Source organism: Massilia sp. CMS3.1, assembly GCF_051262535.1.
Lineage (GTDB): Bacteria > Pseudomonadota > Gammaproteobacteria > Burkholderiales > Burkholderiaceae_D > Telluria.
This window is the reverse complement of the sequence record NZ_JBIMES010000001.1, coordinates 732,797-748,632: the sequence shown is the minus strand read 5'-3', so window position 1 is coordinate 748,632 and position 15,836 is coordinate 732,797. Positions and strand designations below refer to the sequence as shown.

10 protein-coding genes are annotated in these 15,836 nt (G+C 67.0%); 8 read left to right on the top strand and 2 right to left on the bottom strand.

The genetic code is table 11. The features are described 5' to 3' along the window. Positions 1-20 precede the first annotated feature (20 nt). The 7 genes from ACHAC9_RS03310 to ACHAC9_RS03280 all read left to right on the top strand — a co-directional run bounded on the left by ACHAC9_RS03310 (position 21) and on the right by ACHAC9_RS03280 (position 9,767). A complete protein-coding gene (locus ACHAC9_RS03310) occupies positions 21-434 on the top strand; it encodes a type IV pilin protein (protein ID WP_435757101.1) in 414 nt (137 codons plus the stop codon). A 5-nt stretch (positions 435-439) separates the two neighbouring features. After that, positions 440-1,066: a pilus assembly FimT family protein gene (locus ACHAC9_RS03305; protein ID WP_435757100.1), complete on the top strand. Its 627-nt coding sequence runs from the start codon at positions 440-442 to the stop codon at positions 1,064-1,066. Then, complete coding sequence (locus ACHAC9_RS03300) at positions 1,063-1,482, top strand: hypothetical protein (RefSeq protein ID WP_435757098.1); 420 nt, start codon at positions 1,063-1,065, stop codon at positions 1,480-1,482. The genes ACHAC9_RS03305 and ACHAC9_RS03300 overlap by 4 nt, the downstream gene beginning before the upstream one ends. A gap of 9 nt (positions 1,483-1,491) precedes the next feature. Beyond that, on the top strand, positions 1,492-2,649 hold the full coding sequence (locus ACHAC9_RS03295; RefSeq protein ID WP_435757096.1) for a PilW family protein: 1,158 nt from the start codon (positions 1,492-1,494) through the stop codon (positions 2,647-2,649). A gap of 1 nt (position 2,650) precedes the next feature. After that, positions 2,651-3,238, top strand: a complete 588-nt coding sequence (locus ACHAC9_RS03290; RefSeq protein ID WP_435757094.1) for a pilus assembly PilX family protein — start codon at positions 2,651-2,653, stop codon at positions 3,236-3,238. A gap of 62 nt (positions 3,239-3,300) precedes the next feature. Further along, entirely contained in the window at positions 3,301-7,953 is a 4,653-nt protein-coding gene (locus ACHAC9_RS03285) for a pilus assembly protein (protein ID WP_435757092.1), read from the top strand. Positions 7,954-8,087: 134 nt separating this feature from the next. Then, the gene (locus ACHAC9_RS03280; RefSeq protein WP_435757090.1) at positions 8,088-9,767 is read left to right on the top strand and encodes a peptide chain release factor 3; all 1,680 of its coding nucleotides are present in this window, start codon (positions 8,088-8,090) and stop codon (positions 9,765-9,767) included. Between the two features lie 52 nt (positions 9,768-9,819). On the opposite strand, the gene ACHAC9_RS03275 is transcribed toward ACHAC9_RS03280, so the two are convergent. Beyond that, a complete protein-coding gene (locus ACHAC9_RS03275; RefSeq protein ID WP_435757088.1) occupies positions 9,820-10,854 on the bottom strand; it encodes a hypothetical protein in 1,035 nt (344 codons plus the stop codon). Positions 10,855-11,068: 214 nt separating this feature from the next. Between ACHAC9_RS03275 and ACHAC9_RS03270 the strand changes: the two genes are divergently transcribed. Continuing rightward, the gene (locus tag ACHAC9_RS03270; RefSeq protein WP_435757086.1) at positions 11,069-12,781 is read left to right on the top strand and encodes a methyl-accepting chemotaxis protein; all 1,713 of its coding nucleotides are present in this window, start codon (positions 11,069-11,071) and stop codon (positions 12,779-12,781) included. A 59-nt stretch (positions 12,782-12,840) separates the two neighbouring features. On the opposite strand, the gene gcvP is transcribed toward ACHAC9_RS03270, so the two are convergent. Continuing rightward, positions 12,841-15,726, bottom strand: coding sequence for an aminomethyl-transferring glycine dehydrogenase (gcvP, locus tag ACHAC9_RS03265; RefSeq protein ID WP_435757084.1), 2,886 nt, complete (start codon positions 15,724-15,726; stop codon positions 12,841-12,843). Positions 15,727-15,836: the final 110 nt, after the last annotated feature.

Sequence of the window (15,836 nt, the reverse complement as noted above, 5' to 3'; positions counted from 1 at the left end):
TCCAACCTTCGGGAAACCACATGAAACCACAGGCTGGCTTCACGCTCATCGAGCTCATGATCACGGTCGCCATCATCGGCATCCTGTCCGCGATCGCCATTCCGAATTACGGAAACTACGTGCTGCGCTCGCGCCTCACGGATGCCTATTCCGGCCTGGCGGGCGTGCAGCCGGCGGCCGAGCAGCACTGGTCGAACACGAATTCCTACGCCGGCTTCACTGGCTTGCCGGCCAATTCCGACAACTTCACGTTTGCCGTCGCCAGCGCGACCGAGACCGCCTACCTGATCACGGCCACCGGCAAGAACGCCACCCTCGGCTTCGTCTTCACGATCGACCAGAATGGCCAGCGCGCCACCACCGGCGTGCCGGGCGGATGGACCACGAGCGCCGCATGCTGGGTGCGCGACAAGAGCGGCAAGTGCAGCCAGTAGGGCACATGATGCGCCCAGCAGCCGTTCGCGGCTTCACCCTGCTTGAAGCCCTGGTCGCGCTCGCGATCCTGGGCGTCGTGCTGTCGATCGGCATGCCGCGCATGAATGCCTGGATCTACGCCGGCAAGGTGGCGGCCGCCGGCCAGTTCTATGCCGAAGGCTTCTCCCTGGCGCGCAACCAGGCGCTCACCCACAACGGCGCCAGCCGCCTGGTACTGCTCGCGAATGCGGGCAACGGCCAGTTCGACTGGCAGGTCGACATCTGCTTCCCGCGCCAGGAGACGCCTTGCGACGAGGAGAGCGGCAACTGGTCGACGCCCACGGAGGCCGCGAGCGCAGACCCGGCAGGCACCGTGGGCTTCAAATCGGTGCTGCGCCGCGCCGACGCGCTGCCTCCAGGCGCCGAACTGGCGCTGGTTCCAGGTCCCGCGGACGCGCGCGCGGTGTATTTCACGCCGCTCGGCTGGGTCAATCCCGCCATCGCACCGCGCCTCGAACGCGTCGACCTGACACCCACCACGAAGATGACCGGCCAGGCCCCCGCGACCGCGGTCGTGCTGACGCTGGCCGGCATCGCCACCCGCTGCAAACCCGGTGTTGCCGCAACCGACCCACAGAGGTGCCCGCCATGACCCCATTGCCTCTCCGTCGCCAGCAGGGTGTCGCCCTGCTCGAAGCCTTGATCGCCGCCTTGCTGCTGGCGATCGGCCTGCTCGGCACCATCGGCCTGCAGGCGCGCGCCTACTCGGCCCTGTCGGATGCCGGCATGCGCTCCGAGGCGACCATTGCCGCCGAGCGCCTGATTGGCGTGATGACCACCGACACCGGCCACCTGGACGACTACGCGCTGGCCGCCGGTGGCCAGCCCGGCGAGCGGCTGCTGGCGTGGTACACCGCGACCCGGAAAAGCATTCCCGGCGCGACCGTCACCGTGACGGTGACCGCCGGCACCGGCGCCAAGGCACCGAGCGAAGTGGCGATCACGATCGGCTGGCAGAGGAAAGCCGACGCCCCGGCCAACCGGCACGCCGTGCGCGCCTGGATCTAGGGGGACGCGATGCCATCGACCCTTGTGCGCGCCCGCGGCTTTTCCGTCGTCGAACTGCTGGTCAGCGTCGCTATCGGCCTCTTGGCGCTGGTGTTCGCCACGCGCCTGATCACCGGCTCGGAGCAGGCCAAGTCATCGGCCCTGGGCAGCTCGGACTCGATGCAGAACGGGATGCTGGCAATGTTCTCGATCAGCGGCGATGCCCAGCAGGCCGGCTTCGGCCTGAACGACCCGATCCTGCTCGGGTGCGATACCCGGTTCACCGACGCCGACGGCTTCGTGCTCGCCGGCGCTCCGCGCGGCGCGGCCACGGTCAGGCCGCTGGCGGCGGCCATCATCGAGTCCGGCGGCACCGGGTCGGACCGCATCAGCCTGTACTCGGGCAGTTCGATGAGCGGCACCGGCACGGTGCGCATGGTGACCAACTACATCGGCGGCACCAACCTCGACCTCGACCGCGAACCCTTCGGTTTCGCCACGGGCGACGTCGTCGTCGTGGCGCCGGAAAACAAGGGCGGCCAGTGCGCGCTGACGCAGGTAACAGGCGCTCCGGATGGCACGCCGAAGCTGGCCATAGCCGGCGGCAGGGGCTTTCGTTACGCCAGCGGTTCTCTCGGCGGCAATTTCAGCGGCGCCACGACGCGCGTCTTCAACCTCGGGCCGGCGGCGTCGCTGTCGCTGCACACCTGGTCGGTCGCGAACGGTTTCCTGCAACTGCGCTCGACCGACATGGCCGGATCGAGCGGGGCGCCCGCAACGGTGGCCGACAATATCGTCTCGATCAAGGCGCAGTATGGCTTCGACACGCGCAGCGGGGCCGCCTTCACACCGAAGGACGGCCTGCGCGTCGGCCAGTGGTCGGCGACGATGATCGACGCCGACGGCGACACCGTGCTGGGTGGTGCCGGCGACTACGAGCACATGGCGGCGCTGCGCATTGCCGTCGTCGCGCGCAGCAAGACGCGCGAGCGGCCGGGCGCAGGCGGCGCCTGCAGCGCAACGGCCATCGCGCCGACCGTCTTCGCCAGCGCCGAGCCATTCGAGGTCAAGCCCGAGCCGATCAAGGTCGACGTGGCCGTGCCTGGGGACGGCGTCGACTGGCGCTGCTACCGCTACCGCGTCTTCGAAACCATCGTCCCGCTGAAAAATGCCCTCTGGAGGCCGTGAGATGAACCGATCCTTTCACCGTAGCGAGCAGGGAATCGCCCTGCCGGTCATGCTGATCATCCTGCTGGTGATGCTCATTTCGAGCGTCTACCTGCTCAAGTCGAGCAATACGACCACGCTCACGGCCGCCAACCTGGCCTACGATTCGGCCCAGGGCAGGGCGGTCGACGCGGGCCTGCACCAGGGCTTCGAGTGGCTGAGCGACACGGCGAAGACCAACCGCGCGCTGCTCAACGAGAACTCGTCCGCCAACGGCTATGTCGCCATCCTGATGGCGGGACAGAGCGTGCGTTCCGAGGCCTTCTGGGAAGGCGGGCGCGTCGTCGAGGTGAACCAGCAGCGCATCGAGTATGTGATCCACCGCCTGTGCTCGCTAAAGCTGCCGTACGACCACAAGGACAATGCCTGCGTGCTGACCTCCGACAACCCGTCGGCCATGGGCTCGTCGGTCAAGGTCGGCGACAGCCTGGCCCTGGACGCGCCGCGCTTCACCACGATTCCGAAAGTCCATTACGTCGTCACTGCCCGCATCGCCGGTGCGCGCGGCGGCAACGTCGTCAACCAGCTGGTGGTGCAGATCGGCGCTTGAACCGCGCCCCGGAAGCTCGTACCCACCCGGCGCCATGCCGGTCAAAGAAAATGGAAACACGCATGAACCGACTATTCGCCCTGACCGCACTCCTGCTCCTGCTCCCGGGCGCGCAGGCCGCCCCGACCGCGATCGCCACGCTGCCGCTGCTGAACATCAGCGGGACCGGCACCGTCAAGCCGAACCTGATGCTCCTGTACGATAACTCGGGCTCGATGAAGAGCGCCTTCACGCCCGATTACGTCGACGACGCCACGACCTGCCGCGCGAAGGACACGATCGCCACTTCGCGCGGCTGCCGCATCGGCGACCCGCCGTTTGCCAGTGCCGATTTCAACAAGCAGTATTACAACCCGAAGGTGCGCTACGAGCCGCCGGTCGATGCCGCCGGTGTCTCGTTCAAGTCGATGACGAGCGGGGAAACGGGAAAATGGGAGGCGGTGCCGACGGACGCCTTCAATGTCGACAAGGTCGATTTGCTGGGCAAAGGAGTCGCCACGACCAATCTCCTGACCGGCTTTCCCGACCTGCGCTGGTGCGACGGCAACGGCAACTGCGGCTATAACACGGCCGGCTATGCCTATCCGGACGCCACCCACACCACGCCCGAGAATTTCTTCGCCAATCCCTATTATTACGCGATCAACGTCGCCGAATACTGCACCGACGCCACGCTCACGAATTGCCGCGTCACCGCCGTCGGCGCGCCGGCGCCGGCCGGCTATCCGGTGGCCGCGCCCGTGCGCTGGTGCGACAGCCGGGCGCTGACCAGATGCCAGGCCAAGTATGTCGGCAATTACAAGTACCCGCGCTTCTCCGACCCGGCCCGCAATCCCGACTTCTACGGCACCATCACGATCCGCGCCTCGGCCTCGGACAGCAAGGCGCGCATCACCCAGGTCGAGGTGGTGACGCCGAACGGGACCCAGGTGCTGACCAACTCCGAAGTGCTTGCCGCCAACGGCACGAATACCGCTGCCGAGCAGGCCGCGGTTGCCAACGCGCTGGCCCTGTCGATCGTCGCCAAAAAGAATGTGGGCGAACAGTACACGGCCTGCGTACGCAGCCCGACCCTGGCCGGCGTGCCCGCGTGCTCGAGCTTCGGCATCACCCTCGACAGCAACGACGTGGTGGCCGTGGTGCCGATCAGCTGCCCGGCCACCGCCACCAGCAAGAGCCTCAACCAGTGCGCGCTGCTGGTCGACGGCAGCCGGGCGGGCCGCACCCTGATCGTGTCGGGCGCCACCAACGTGACGGCGCTGCTCTCGGTTTCGGGCACCGCCAACAACGGCAGCAACCAGGACTTGGCCGGCGTGACGCTGGGCGGCACCCAGCTGTTTACGAGCACGCCGCTGCGCCTGGCCAAGGGCGCCAGCGCGTCGGCGGTGGCAAACGCGATCGTCGGCAGGATCGGCACGCTCGGCGCCGTCCAGGCCTTTGCCGGTACAAACACCGCCTCCCTCGCGTGCGCCGCGGCGAGCGCAAACACGGTCTGCCTCGTCACCACCGCGCTCAACCGCGAAGGCCAGAACGTCGGCCTGGGCCAGTTGACGAACAACACCTACAACAACGGCAAGAACGCCTACCTGAGCTTTTCCGCGAATGCCGCCGTGAGCGACGGCATCCCGACGGCGGTGACGCCGCTCGGCGCTTCCGTGTTCGTACGCACCGACATCGTCCCGGGCCGCAACAGCTACCCGCGCGACATCGCCCGGGATGACTGCCTTGGCGCCACCTGCACCTACATTGAGGAGATGACCAATTTCGCCAACTGGTACGCCTACTACAAGACGCGCAACCAGATGATGAAGACCGCTGTCGGCCGGGCCTTCCGGCCGATCGCCGACAATTACAATGTCGGCATCGTCGCGCTGTCGGTGGCCGCCGCCGAAGGCGCCATGACGGGGCCGAAACCGTTTGCCGGCACCTCGCGCGGGGCCTGGTACAACTCCCTGTACGCCATGACCGGCACCGGCTCGACGCCGATCCGCCAGGCCCTGCATTCGGTCGGCAAGATGTATGCGAACCGTGCGCCCTACAACTACTCGGCCGGCAACGAGGTGATCCAGTTCCCGTGCCAGCAGAACTTCACCTTCGTGACCACGGACGGCTACTGGAACGGCGGCGCCGCCGCCGACGTCGTCAACAACGACAACAAGGAGAGCGTGGCGCGCTTTTGCTCGCGCGCCAAGGGCTGCGTCGACACCAGCGCGCAGAGCGCCAATTCGCTGGCCGACGTCGCGCTGTACTGGTACAACGGCGGCTCGAACGACACGGCCAGTTCGCTGCGTCCTCAGCTCGAGAACTGGAACAAGACGACCGGCAATGTCGGCGCCGGCAGCGGGGAAAACACACGCCTGCACATGAAGACCTATGCGCTGGGACTGGGCGTCGACGGTCTCATGACCTACGACAAGAACTACGACAAGGAGGTCACGTCGGGCACGGACTTCAGCAAACTGGTCAACGGCGTCCCGACCGGCTGCCCGTGGAACAACAACGGGCCATGGATCTGGCCGAACCCGTCCACTGGCGACGATTCCGGCAGCGCGGCCTACCAGTCGCGCGTGGACGATTTGTGGCATGCCGCCATCAATGGCCATGGCAAGTACTTCAGCGCCTCGGACCCGCTGGGGGTGATCGACGGCCTGGGCGAAGCGCTGCTGGCCATCAAGGTCACGCAAGGCGCCGCCGCCGCCGCCGCGACCTCGACTCCGAACATCTCGGTGGAGGACAACGACATTTTCGCCGCCACCTTCACCACGGTGCGCTGGTTCGGCGAACTGCAGGGCAGGAAGATCAACGTCGTCGACGGCGTGGTCGCCGAGAAACCCGATTGGACTTCGTCGAACACGGTCGGCACGAAGGTCGGCGCCGCCAGCGACAGCCGCACCATCCTGATGCTCGATGCGGCCAATCGCAGCCTGAAAAATTTCAAGTTCGAGGCGATGACCGCCGGCGAGCAGGCCTGGTTCGCGGGCAAGTGCGGCGAGCTGGCCCAGTGCGCGACGCTGACGCAGACGCAGCGCGAGACCGTCAACAACGGCCTCCATATCGTCAACTGGCTGCGCGGGCAGCAGCAGCACGCCGACGACAAGGTGCTGCGCGCCTATAGCAAGACCGACGTCGCCAAGGGCGGGCCCGTCGTCCCGCTGCCGATCCTGCTGGGCGATATCGCCTCCTCCAAGCCGGCCTACCTGCGCGACCCGCGCAAGGCCTACCCCGAGAAGGAGTACCTGGACTTCAAGCAGGCCAATCTTGGCCGCAAGGCGACCGTCTTCGTCGGCGCCAACGACGGCATGCTGCATGCCTTCGATGCCGCCAAGGGCGAGGAGATCTGGGCCTACGCGCCGCGCATCACCATGAAAAAGCTCTACAGGCAGGCCGGGACGACCTATGCGGGCAGCCACCAGTTCACGGTCGACGGCTCGCCCGAGGTGGCCGACGTAAAAATCTGCGGGCAGTGGCGCTCGGTGCTGGTGGCGGGCCTGAATGGCGGCGGGCGCGGCTACTACGCCCTCGACGTGACCGATCCGGCCGCGCCCACGGCGCTGTGGGAATTGTGCGCCGACCCCGCTGTCTGCAGCGGCATCAATTACGACGCCGACATCGGCCTGACCTTCGGCAATCCGCAGTTCGGCACCTGGAAGGACGGCGCAGGCGTGGAGCGCTGGGTGGTGTTCCTGACCTCGGGCTACAACAACATCAAAGGCACCGACGATCTCGACAACGGCGGCGGCGAAGGCTACCTGTACGTGGTCGACGTGGCCACCGGCGCCGTGCTCTCGAAGACGGGCACCGGCCGCGTGATCGAGACGACCGCGGGCGTCGCGAAGGACGTGACGGCCACCACGCCTTCGGGCCTGGCGCGCATCACGGCCATCAGCGACAACCCGAACACCGATCCTTTGGTGACCTATATCTATGGCGGCGACAACCTGGGGCGCATGTGGCGCTTCGATTTCACCAGCAAGGGCGCGCCGAGCCTCCTGAAAATGGGCGACGCCGGCAGCAGCCGTCCGGTGACGACGCGTCCCGACGTGACCTTGTGCCGCCCCGGCGGCGCCGCCGCGACCGGCGGCGAGACCGGGCAACTCAAGCGCGTAGTGGCCTTCGGCACCGGACGCCTGCTGGCGCTGGAAGACATCGCCAACACGGCAACCCAGAGCGCCTACGTGCTGGTCGACAAGGGCCAGGCGATCACGGACTTGCGCTCCGCCGCGACCATGGCGCAACAGAGCCTGACGCAGGTCGAGGGCACCAGCGCGTATGCGATCAACGGCGTGAAGATCGACCTGGCCAGCCAGAACGGCTGGTTCATGGACTTCAACCAGAATCCTGGCGAGCGCGTCAACCTCGACCCGAAGATCGTCGCCGGCTCGCTCAACATCGTGACCAACATGCCGAGCAACGCGACGAGCTGCGACGTGGGCGGCACCAGCAACGTCTACCAGGTCAACGCGTGCACGGGCGAGCCGCTGGTGGCGTTCGACATCGACCGCACGGACGGCAAGCCGGGCAAGGAGACCATCATGGTGGCGGGCCAGACGCTGTCGAACGCGGCGGCGGCGGTCGGTTCGATCATCATCAGCCTGCCGTCGGGTGAACTCAAGCAGATCACCACGAATGCCGACGGCAGCATGGTCACGACCGCGGTGGCGGCGGCCAATTCGGAAGGCGCCTCGCGCGCCGGCTGGCGCCGCGTGCGCGATTGAGCACCGGGTGGCCGGACAAGGGGACGGCGCAGCAGCAGGAATGCTGCTGCGCCGTTTCACATTCTCTTCACACGGTTGCCCCCGGAATCGGTAAAATCGAGGGTTTTCTTCATCTGGGCCAATGGGGCTCGACTATGTCCAACGATCCTGACATCCTCGCTAACGACGCTCCCGGCGACGACACGCTTGACTCCGCCGCCGCCATCAACGCGCGCTCCGCCCTTACCATCGCACGCGAAGTGGGGCGCCGCCGCACCTTCGGCATCATTTCCCACCCCGACGCCGGTAAAACCACGCTGACCGAGAAGCTGCTGCTGTTCTCGGGCGCGATCCAGCTCGCCGGTACCGTCAAGGGCCGCAAGAGCGGCCGCCACGCCACTTCGGACTGGATGGACATCGAGAAGCAGCGCGGCATTTCGGTCGCGTCCTCGGTCATGCAGTTCGAGTTCCGCGACCACGTGATCAACCTGCTCGACACGCCTGGCCACCAGGACTTCTCGGAAGACACCTACCGTGTGCTCACGGCTGTCGACTCGGCCCTGATGGTGATCGACGCGGCCAAGGGCGTGGAAACGCAGACGATCAAGCTGCTCGACGTCTGCCGCATGCGCAACACGCCGATCGTCACCTTCATGAACAAGCTCGACCGCGAAACGCGGGACCCGCTGGAACTGCTCGACGAACTCGAATCGGTGCTGAAGATCGAGTGCGCCCCGGTGACCTGGCCGATCGGCATGGGCAAGAACTTCCGCGGCGTGTACCACTTGCTCAACGACGAGATCATGCTGTTCAAGGCCGGTGAAGAGAAGGCCGACGGCGCCTTCGAGATCCTCAAGGGCATCGACAATCCGAAGCTGGCCGCGATGTTCCCGCTCGAGATCGAGCAGCTGAAGATGGAAGTGGAGCTGGTGCATGGCGCCAGTCACCCGTTCGACCTCGAGCGCTTCCTGTCGGGCGTGCAGACGCCGGTGTTCTTCGGTTCGGCGATCAACAACTTCGGCGTGCGCGAGATCCTCTCGGCGCTGGTCGACTGGGCGCCGGGTCCGCGCGAGCGCGACGCCACGGTGCGCGCGGTGGAGCCAAGCGAGCCGAAATTCACCGGTTTCGTGTTCAAGATCCAGGCCAACATGGACCCGGCCCACCGCGACCGTATCGCGTTCCTGCGCGTATGCTCGGGGCGTTTCGAAAAGGGCATGAAGGTCAAGCACCTGCGGCTCGGCAGGGAAGTCAAGTTGTCGTCGGTGGTGACCTTCATGGCCTCCTCGCGCGAGCAGGTCGAGGAAGCCTACGCGGGCGACATCATCGGCCTGCCGAATCACGGCAACATGCAGATCGGCGACAGCTTCTCGGAAGGCGAGGCGCTGACCTTCACCGGTATTCCGTACTTCGCGCCTGACCTGTTCCGCACGGTGCGCATCAGGAATCCCCTGAAAGTGAAGCAGCTGCACAAGGGTCTCCAGCAGCTGGGCGAGGAGGGCGCGGTGCAGGTGTTCAAGCCGCTGCTGGGTTCGGACCTGATCCTGGGCGCGGTCGGCGTGCTGCAGTTCGAGGTGGTGGCAAGCCGCCTGTTGAACGAATACGGCGTCGATGCCGTGTTTGAATCGTCCAGCATCAGCAGCGCGCGCTGGGTCTCGAGCGACGATAAAAAATCGCTGTCCGACTTCGAGGCGCAGCTGGGGCACAACGTGGCCTACGATGCAGCCGGCAACCTGGCCTACCTGGCAACCTCGGGCGTGAACCTGCGCCTGACCCAGGAACGCTGGCCGAAGCTGACCTTCCACGCGACGCGCGAACACGCGGCCAGGCTGGGGTAAATCCTGGTTGCAGTGATCAAGAGGCCGGCAGCTTGCCGGCTTTTTTTCGTGCCTATTGCAGCGCCGTCTGCGGGTCGCTCTCGATGCTTGACACTACTTGGTTGGCCACCGTGCCGTCGGCGCCCGTCACGCGCAGCTGCACCGGCAGCCAGTGGTGCGCCGGCGCCAGCCAGAGTTCCACCCGCGTCTCCCCGGGCCGGGCCGGCTGCGCCAGGCGCACGGTCGCCAGCCGGCCGGCGGAGGTCGGCAAGTCTTCGTTGCCGACGACCTGCCATTGCTCGATGCGCGTGCCGCCCGGGCCGGCCACGACGATATCGATCGGGCCCTGGATCTGGTCCGGATCGGCCAGACCCATGCCGGCCAGCTGCAGCAGCGCCGACGCGCGGTCCTGGCTGCCCGGGTGCAGGGACGTGCTGGCGCCAAGCAGGCCGTGTTCGATGCGTCCCTGCTCATGGTCGAAGCGCGTCTGCTGCGCGCCGGCAGCGAGCCCTTCGCTGGCCTGGTGCGGGGCAATCCCGGCGTCGTCCTCGCCCCCTTCGCTGCTCAGCTCACCCAGCACGCCGTCGACCCGCAGGCGGTAGGTGCCGCCGGTCTTTTCCCAGAGCAGCTGCGCGCTGTCCTGGGTGACGCCGGACTGGCCCGGCAGGCTGCGCGTGACGGTGTAGCGCAGGCGCGCCGAGGGCGGCAGGCGTACGCGGTAGCGGCCTGGCATTTGCAGCGGTGCGATGCCCGCGGCAGCGGCAGCAGGCGCCGCCGGCGCCGCCGGCGCCTGCGTGGTGGCAGCGGGATCCGGCAATGCGGGTGGGGACGCCAGCACTGGCAGCGCCGGCAGGGGCAGGGCGGGCGCCGCTGCGCTGGCCGGGGGCGACGCGGCCGGCGCCGGCGCCGGTGCCGGATCCGCTTGCGTTGGCAGCGCGGCCAGGCGCTCGTCCACGAGGCGCAGCGCAAGCGGTGCGCCGTTGTCAGGCGGCGGGGAAGGCGTCACCAGGACGTCGAGCACGGCAAACGCGAGCAGGTGCAGCAGCAGGGAGAGCCCGACCCACGCCACCAGGCGCCGGTGCCGGGCCAGGTGGACGGCAATCTTCATGGCGCTAGTGTTACCGACCTGTCTGCAATTGTCCACCTGCGGGATGGTGTTGATCCGGCGCAAAGGCGGGGCCAAGCTGTTGCCGTAGATTGGCCGAATGCGTTAAGAAAATATCGCGCATTTTTTCACTGCGAGGCAATCATGCACAAGCTCGGGCATTTCCCCGCCGCGGCCCCTGGCGCCACGACGTTTTTCTCGGTCAAGGGGCGCTGAGATGCTATCGCGCCTGAAGATCGGCCCCAAATTGCTGCTCGCGCCCGGCGTCGTGCTGGTGCTGCTGGTGCTGCTGTCTTGCGGCGCCTGGTACGCGATGGTGCGCCAGAACGCCTCGCTCGAGGACATCGTCGGGCGCCGCGCGGCCCACATGCGCGCCGCCAGCAACCTGGTATTCACGGCCCAGCGCGGGCATGCCGAAATCTACCAGCTGCAAAGCTGGATCGGCGGCAGCTTCCCGAAAAGCCGCATCGAGCCCCTGATTCGCGACATCCACCGCCAGCATGCGCTCACCAGCACTGGACTGCAGGATCTGGCGCGCGCAACGCCGTTGAATGGCGACGAGCGCCGCTATGTCGACGGCGCCGCTTCCGCCTATGTCCGCTACGTGAAGGCCGTAGTGGACGTGATCGAGCTGGCGCGCGACGACCAGTCGATCAGCGCCAACGCGATGAGCAAGGCGGAAAGCGCGTTCGCCGACGTCGCCCAGCGCCTGAACGCCCTGGCGCAGCTCGAACAAATGCTCTCGGAGGAAGCCTCGAACCGCGCCACCGCCGAATTTCGCGCCATGACCTGGCTGATGCCCTTCGTGATCCTGCTGGCGATCGGCGTCTCGCTGCGCATCACGGTGGCGGTGCGGCGCGCGCTGTTGGAGGAGATCCGCGGCATCAGCGCGGCCGCGATCGACCTGGCCAGCGGCGACCTGACGGTCAAGGACCGGGTCTACGGCAACGACGAGATCGCGGAAACCTCGCGCGCCCTGAACGCCAGCATCCGCAACCTGAACGTGACGCTGCGCACCATCCTCGAATCGGCACGCTCGATCGGCACGGCCTCGCGCGACCTGGCCCTGGGCAACCTGAACCTGACCACGCGCGCCGTGTTTCGCGCCAATTCGCTCGAGCACACGGCTTGTTCGATGCAGGAACTGGCCGCAACCGTGCATCTGACGGCCGACAGCGCGCAGGCCGCCAACCGGCTGGCCGAATCGGCCTCGAACGTCGCCCAGCAGGGCGGGGATGTGACCGAGCGGCTGGTGACGACCATGGCCTCGGTGAAGGGCAGCGCCTGCCGGGTCGGCGAGATCTGCCGGCAGATCGACGCCATCGCGGTGGAGACCGGCACGCTGGCGCTGAACGCGGCACTCGAGGCGGCGCGCGCAGGCGAGGGCGGGCGCGAGTTCGCACTGATGGCGGGCGAGGTGCGCTCGCTGGCGCTGCGCACCGGCAGCGCCGCGCGCGAGATCCGGGAACTGATCAACCAGTCGGTGGCCGAGATCGAGGGCGGCAATGCCTTTGCCGCCCAGGCCGGCAGCAGCATGGCGACGATCGCGGTGTCGGTGCAGCAGGTGGGCGACATCATCAGCCAGATCAGTTCGGCGAACGCCGAGCAGGCCAGCGGACTGTCGGAAGTGAGCGATGCGATCGTGCAGATGGACCAGGTCACGCAGCGCAATTGCTCGCTGGTAGAAGAGGCGGCGGAAGCGGCGCGCACGCTGCAGATGCAGGCCCTGACCCTGTCGAAGGCGGTCGCGACCTTCCGGCTGGACGAGGCGGTGCTACCGCCGGAGCCTCCGCCGCGGCAGTCGAGCGTGGCCGAACCCGACATGCGCGAGGTATTGAAGGATGGCCGGCGCGATGCCAGCGCCGCGCCGAAGATCGAGCGGCGCAAGTTGCCGAGGCCGCATTTGCGGTTGGCGTCGCGGCGGGATTGAGGTGGTACGACGGCGCGGGGATCGCTCCCCACGCCGCCGTTTGACTCACCAGCTAACGGTTATTCGTAATCGCTGATCGGCGCGCATCCACAGAACAGGTTGCGATCGCCATACACGTTGTCCGCACGGCCCACCGGCGGCCAGTACTTCTTCTTGCGCAGCGACGCCACCGGGAAGGCCGCCACTTCGCGCGAATAGGTGTGCTGCCAGTCGTCGCTTGTGACCACTTCGGCCGTGTGCGGCGCGCCCTTGAGCGGGTTGTCCATCTTGTCGTACTCGCCACGCTCGACCTTGACGATCTCGGCGTGGATCGTGATCATCGCCTCGATGAAGCGGTCGATCTCGATCTTCGACTCCGACTCGGTCGGCTCGATCATCAGGGTGCCCGGCACCGGGAAGCTCATGGTCGGGGCGTGGAAGCCGAAGTCCATCAGGCGCTTGGCGACGTCTTCGTTCGAGATGCCGGTCTTGTCCTGCAGCGGGCGCAGGTCGATGATGCACTCGTGCGCGACCAGGCCGTCATGACCCGTGTACAGCACCGGATAATGCGGCGCCAGGCGGCGTGCGATGTAGTTGGCGTTCAGGATCGCCGTTTCGGTGGCATTGGTCAGACCTTCGCCGCCCATCATCGCGATGTACATCCACGAGATCGGCAGGATCGAGGCCGAGCCGTAGGCCGCGGCGCTGACTGCGCCGATGCCTTCTTCACTGCGCACATAGCCGGTCGAGCGCTGGTTCGGCAGGAATGGGGCCAGGTGGGCGCCGACGCCGATCGGGCCGACGCCGGGACCGCCGCCGCCGTGCGGGATGCAGAAGGTCTTGTGCAGGTTCAGGTGGCTCACATCGCCGCCGAAGGCGCCGGGCGCGGCCACGCCGACCAGCGCGTTCATGTTGGCGCCGTCGATGTAAACCTGGCCGCCGTGCGCATGGATGATCTCGCACAGTTCGGCGATGCCTTCCTCGAACACGCCGTGGGTGGACGGGTAGGTGATCATCACGCAGGCCAGGTTCGCGCTGTGCTGTTCGGCTTTCTTCTTCAGGTCCGCGAGATCGACGTTGCCGTTCTCGTCGCAGGCCGTCACCACCACCTGCATGCCGACCATGTTGGCCGATGCCGGGTTGGTGCCGTGCGCGGACGACGGGATCAGGCAGATGTTGCGGTGGCCTTCGCCACGCGCCTGGTGGTATTTCTGGATCACCAGCAGGCCCGCGTACTCGCCCTGCGAGCCGGCGTTCGGCTGCAGCGAAATGGCGGCGTAGCCGGTGACGGCGCACAGCATCTCTTCCAGCTGGCAGATCATCTCGCGGTAGCCGACGGTCTGGTCGTCGGGTGCGAACGGGTGGATGTTCGAGAACTCGGGCCAGGTGACCGGGATCATTTCCGAAGTGGCGTTCAGCTTCATCGTGCACGAACCCAGCGGGATCATTGTGCGGTCGAGCGCCAGGTCCTTGTCGGCCAGAGCGCGCAGGTAACGCAGCATCTCGTGCTCGGCGTGGTAGCGGTTGAAGGTCGGGTGGGTCAGGAAGGCGCTGCTGCGCGCCAGGGTCGACGGAAAGGCGTCAGCCGCATCCTTGTCGAGCGACTCGATATCCGGCACCGCAGCGCCGTTCGCAAACACCGAGAACAGCAGGGCGATGTCTTCGCGGGTCGTGGTTTCGTCGAGCGACAGGCCGACGTGCCCGTCATCGACGCGGCGCAGGTTGACGCCGGCTTCGTTCGCGGCTGCGTGCAGTTCGGCGGCGCGATCGGTCTTGATCGTCAGCGTGTCGAAGAAGGTGTCATTGGCCAGCGCGAGGCCCATCTGCGACAAGCCCGCAGCCAGGATGCCGGTCATGCGATGCACGCGCCGGGCGATGCGGGTCAAGCCTTGCGGGCCGTGGTAGACCGCGTACATGCCGGCCATCACGGCCAGCAGCACCTGGGCGGTACAGATGTTCGAGGTCGCTTTCTCGCGGCGGATGTGCTGTTCGCGCGTCTGCAGCGCCAGGCGCAGGGCCTTGTTGCCTTGCGCGTCGACGGACACGCCGACCAGGCGGCCCGCCATCGAGCGCTTGTACTCGTCGCGCGTGGCGAGGAAACCCGCGTGCGGGCCGCCGAAACCGAGCGGCACGCCGAAGCGCTGGCTGTTACCGACGACCACGTCCGCACCCCATTCGCCCGGCGGCGTGAGCACGGTCAAGGCCAGCAGGTCGGCGGCGACGACGACCATCGCGCCGGCCGCATGCAGCTTTTCGCAGGCAATGCCGTAGTCGCGCACTTGGCCGTTCACGCCCGGGTATTGCAGCAGTACGCCGAAGCAGGTGTCATCCAGGTTCTCGATATCGCCTGCTGCAACCGTGCGCACTTCGACGCCGATCGGCTCGGCGCGCGTCCGGATCACTTCCAGGGTTTGCGGCAGCACGTCGTCGGCGACATAAAACACTTTCGAGGCGGACTTGCCGACGCGCTGGATCAGCGTCATCGCTTCCGCGGCGGCGGTGCCTTCATCGAGCATCGACGAGTTGGCGATGCCCATGCCGGTCATGTCGGTGATCATCTGCTGGAAGTTCAGGATCGCTTCCAGGCGGCCCTGCGAGATCTCGGGCTGGTACGGGGTGTAGGCGGTGTACCAGGCCGGGTTTTCGAAGATGTTGCGCAGGATGACAGCCGGCGTATGGGTGCCGTAATAGCCCTGGCCGATGACCGACTTCATGACCTTGTTCTTCGATGCGATCGCCTTGAGCTTGGCGAGGGCTGCCTGCTCCGGCAGCGGCTCGAAGAACTGGCCCAGGTCGAGCTTGTCCTTGCGGCGGATGTTGGCGGGAACGACCGCGTCGATCAGCGCGGCGCGCGTAGCGTAGCCGAGGGTCGAGAGCATCGACGCTTCCACGGCAGTCGATGGACCGATGTGGCGCGGAATGAAGGAATCGCGGGCTTCGAGTTGGGTGAGGCTGGTGCGGGTCATGGTGGTGGCCAAAAAGAGGTGACGGTGGCAGATAAAACGGCCGGTCAATGGGTGGGATTCGGTACGGGGCTCTGCGACAGCCCTGCGTGGCACGCGTGCGGCGCAGGGCG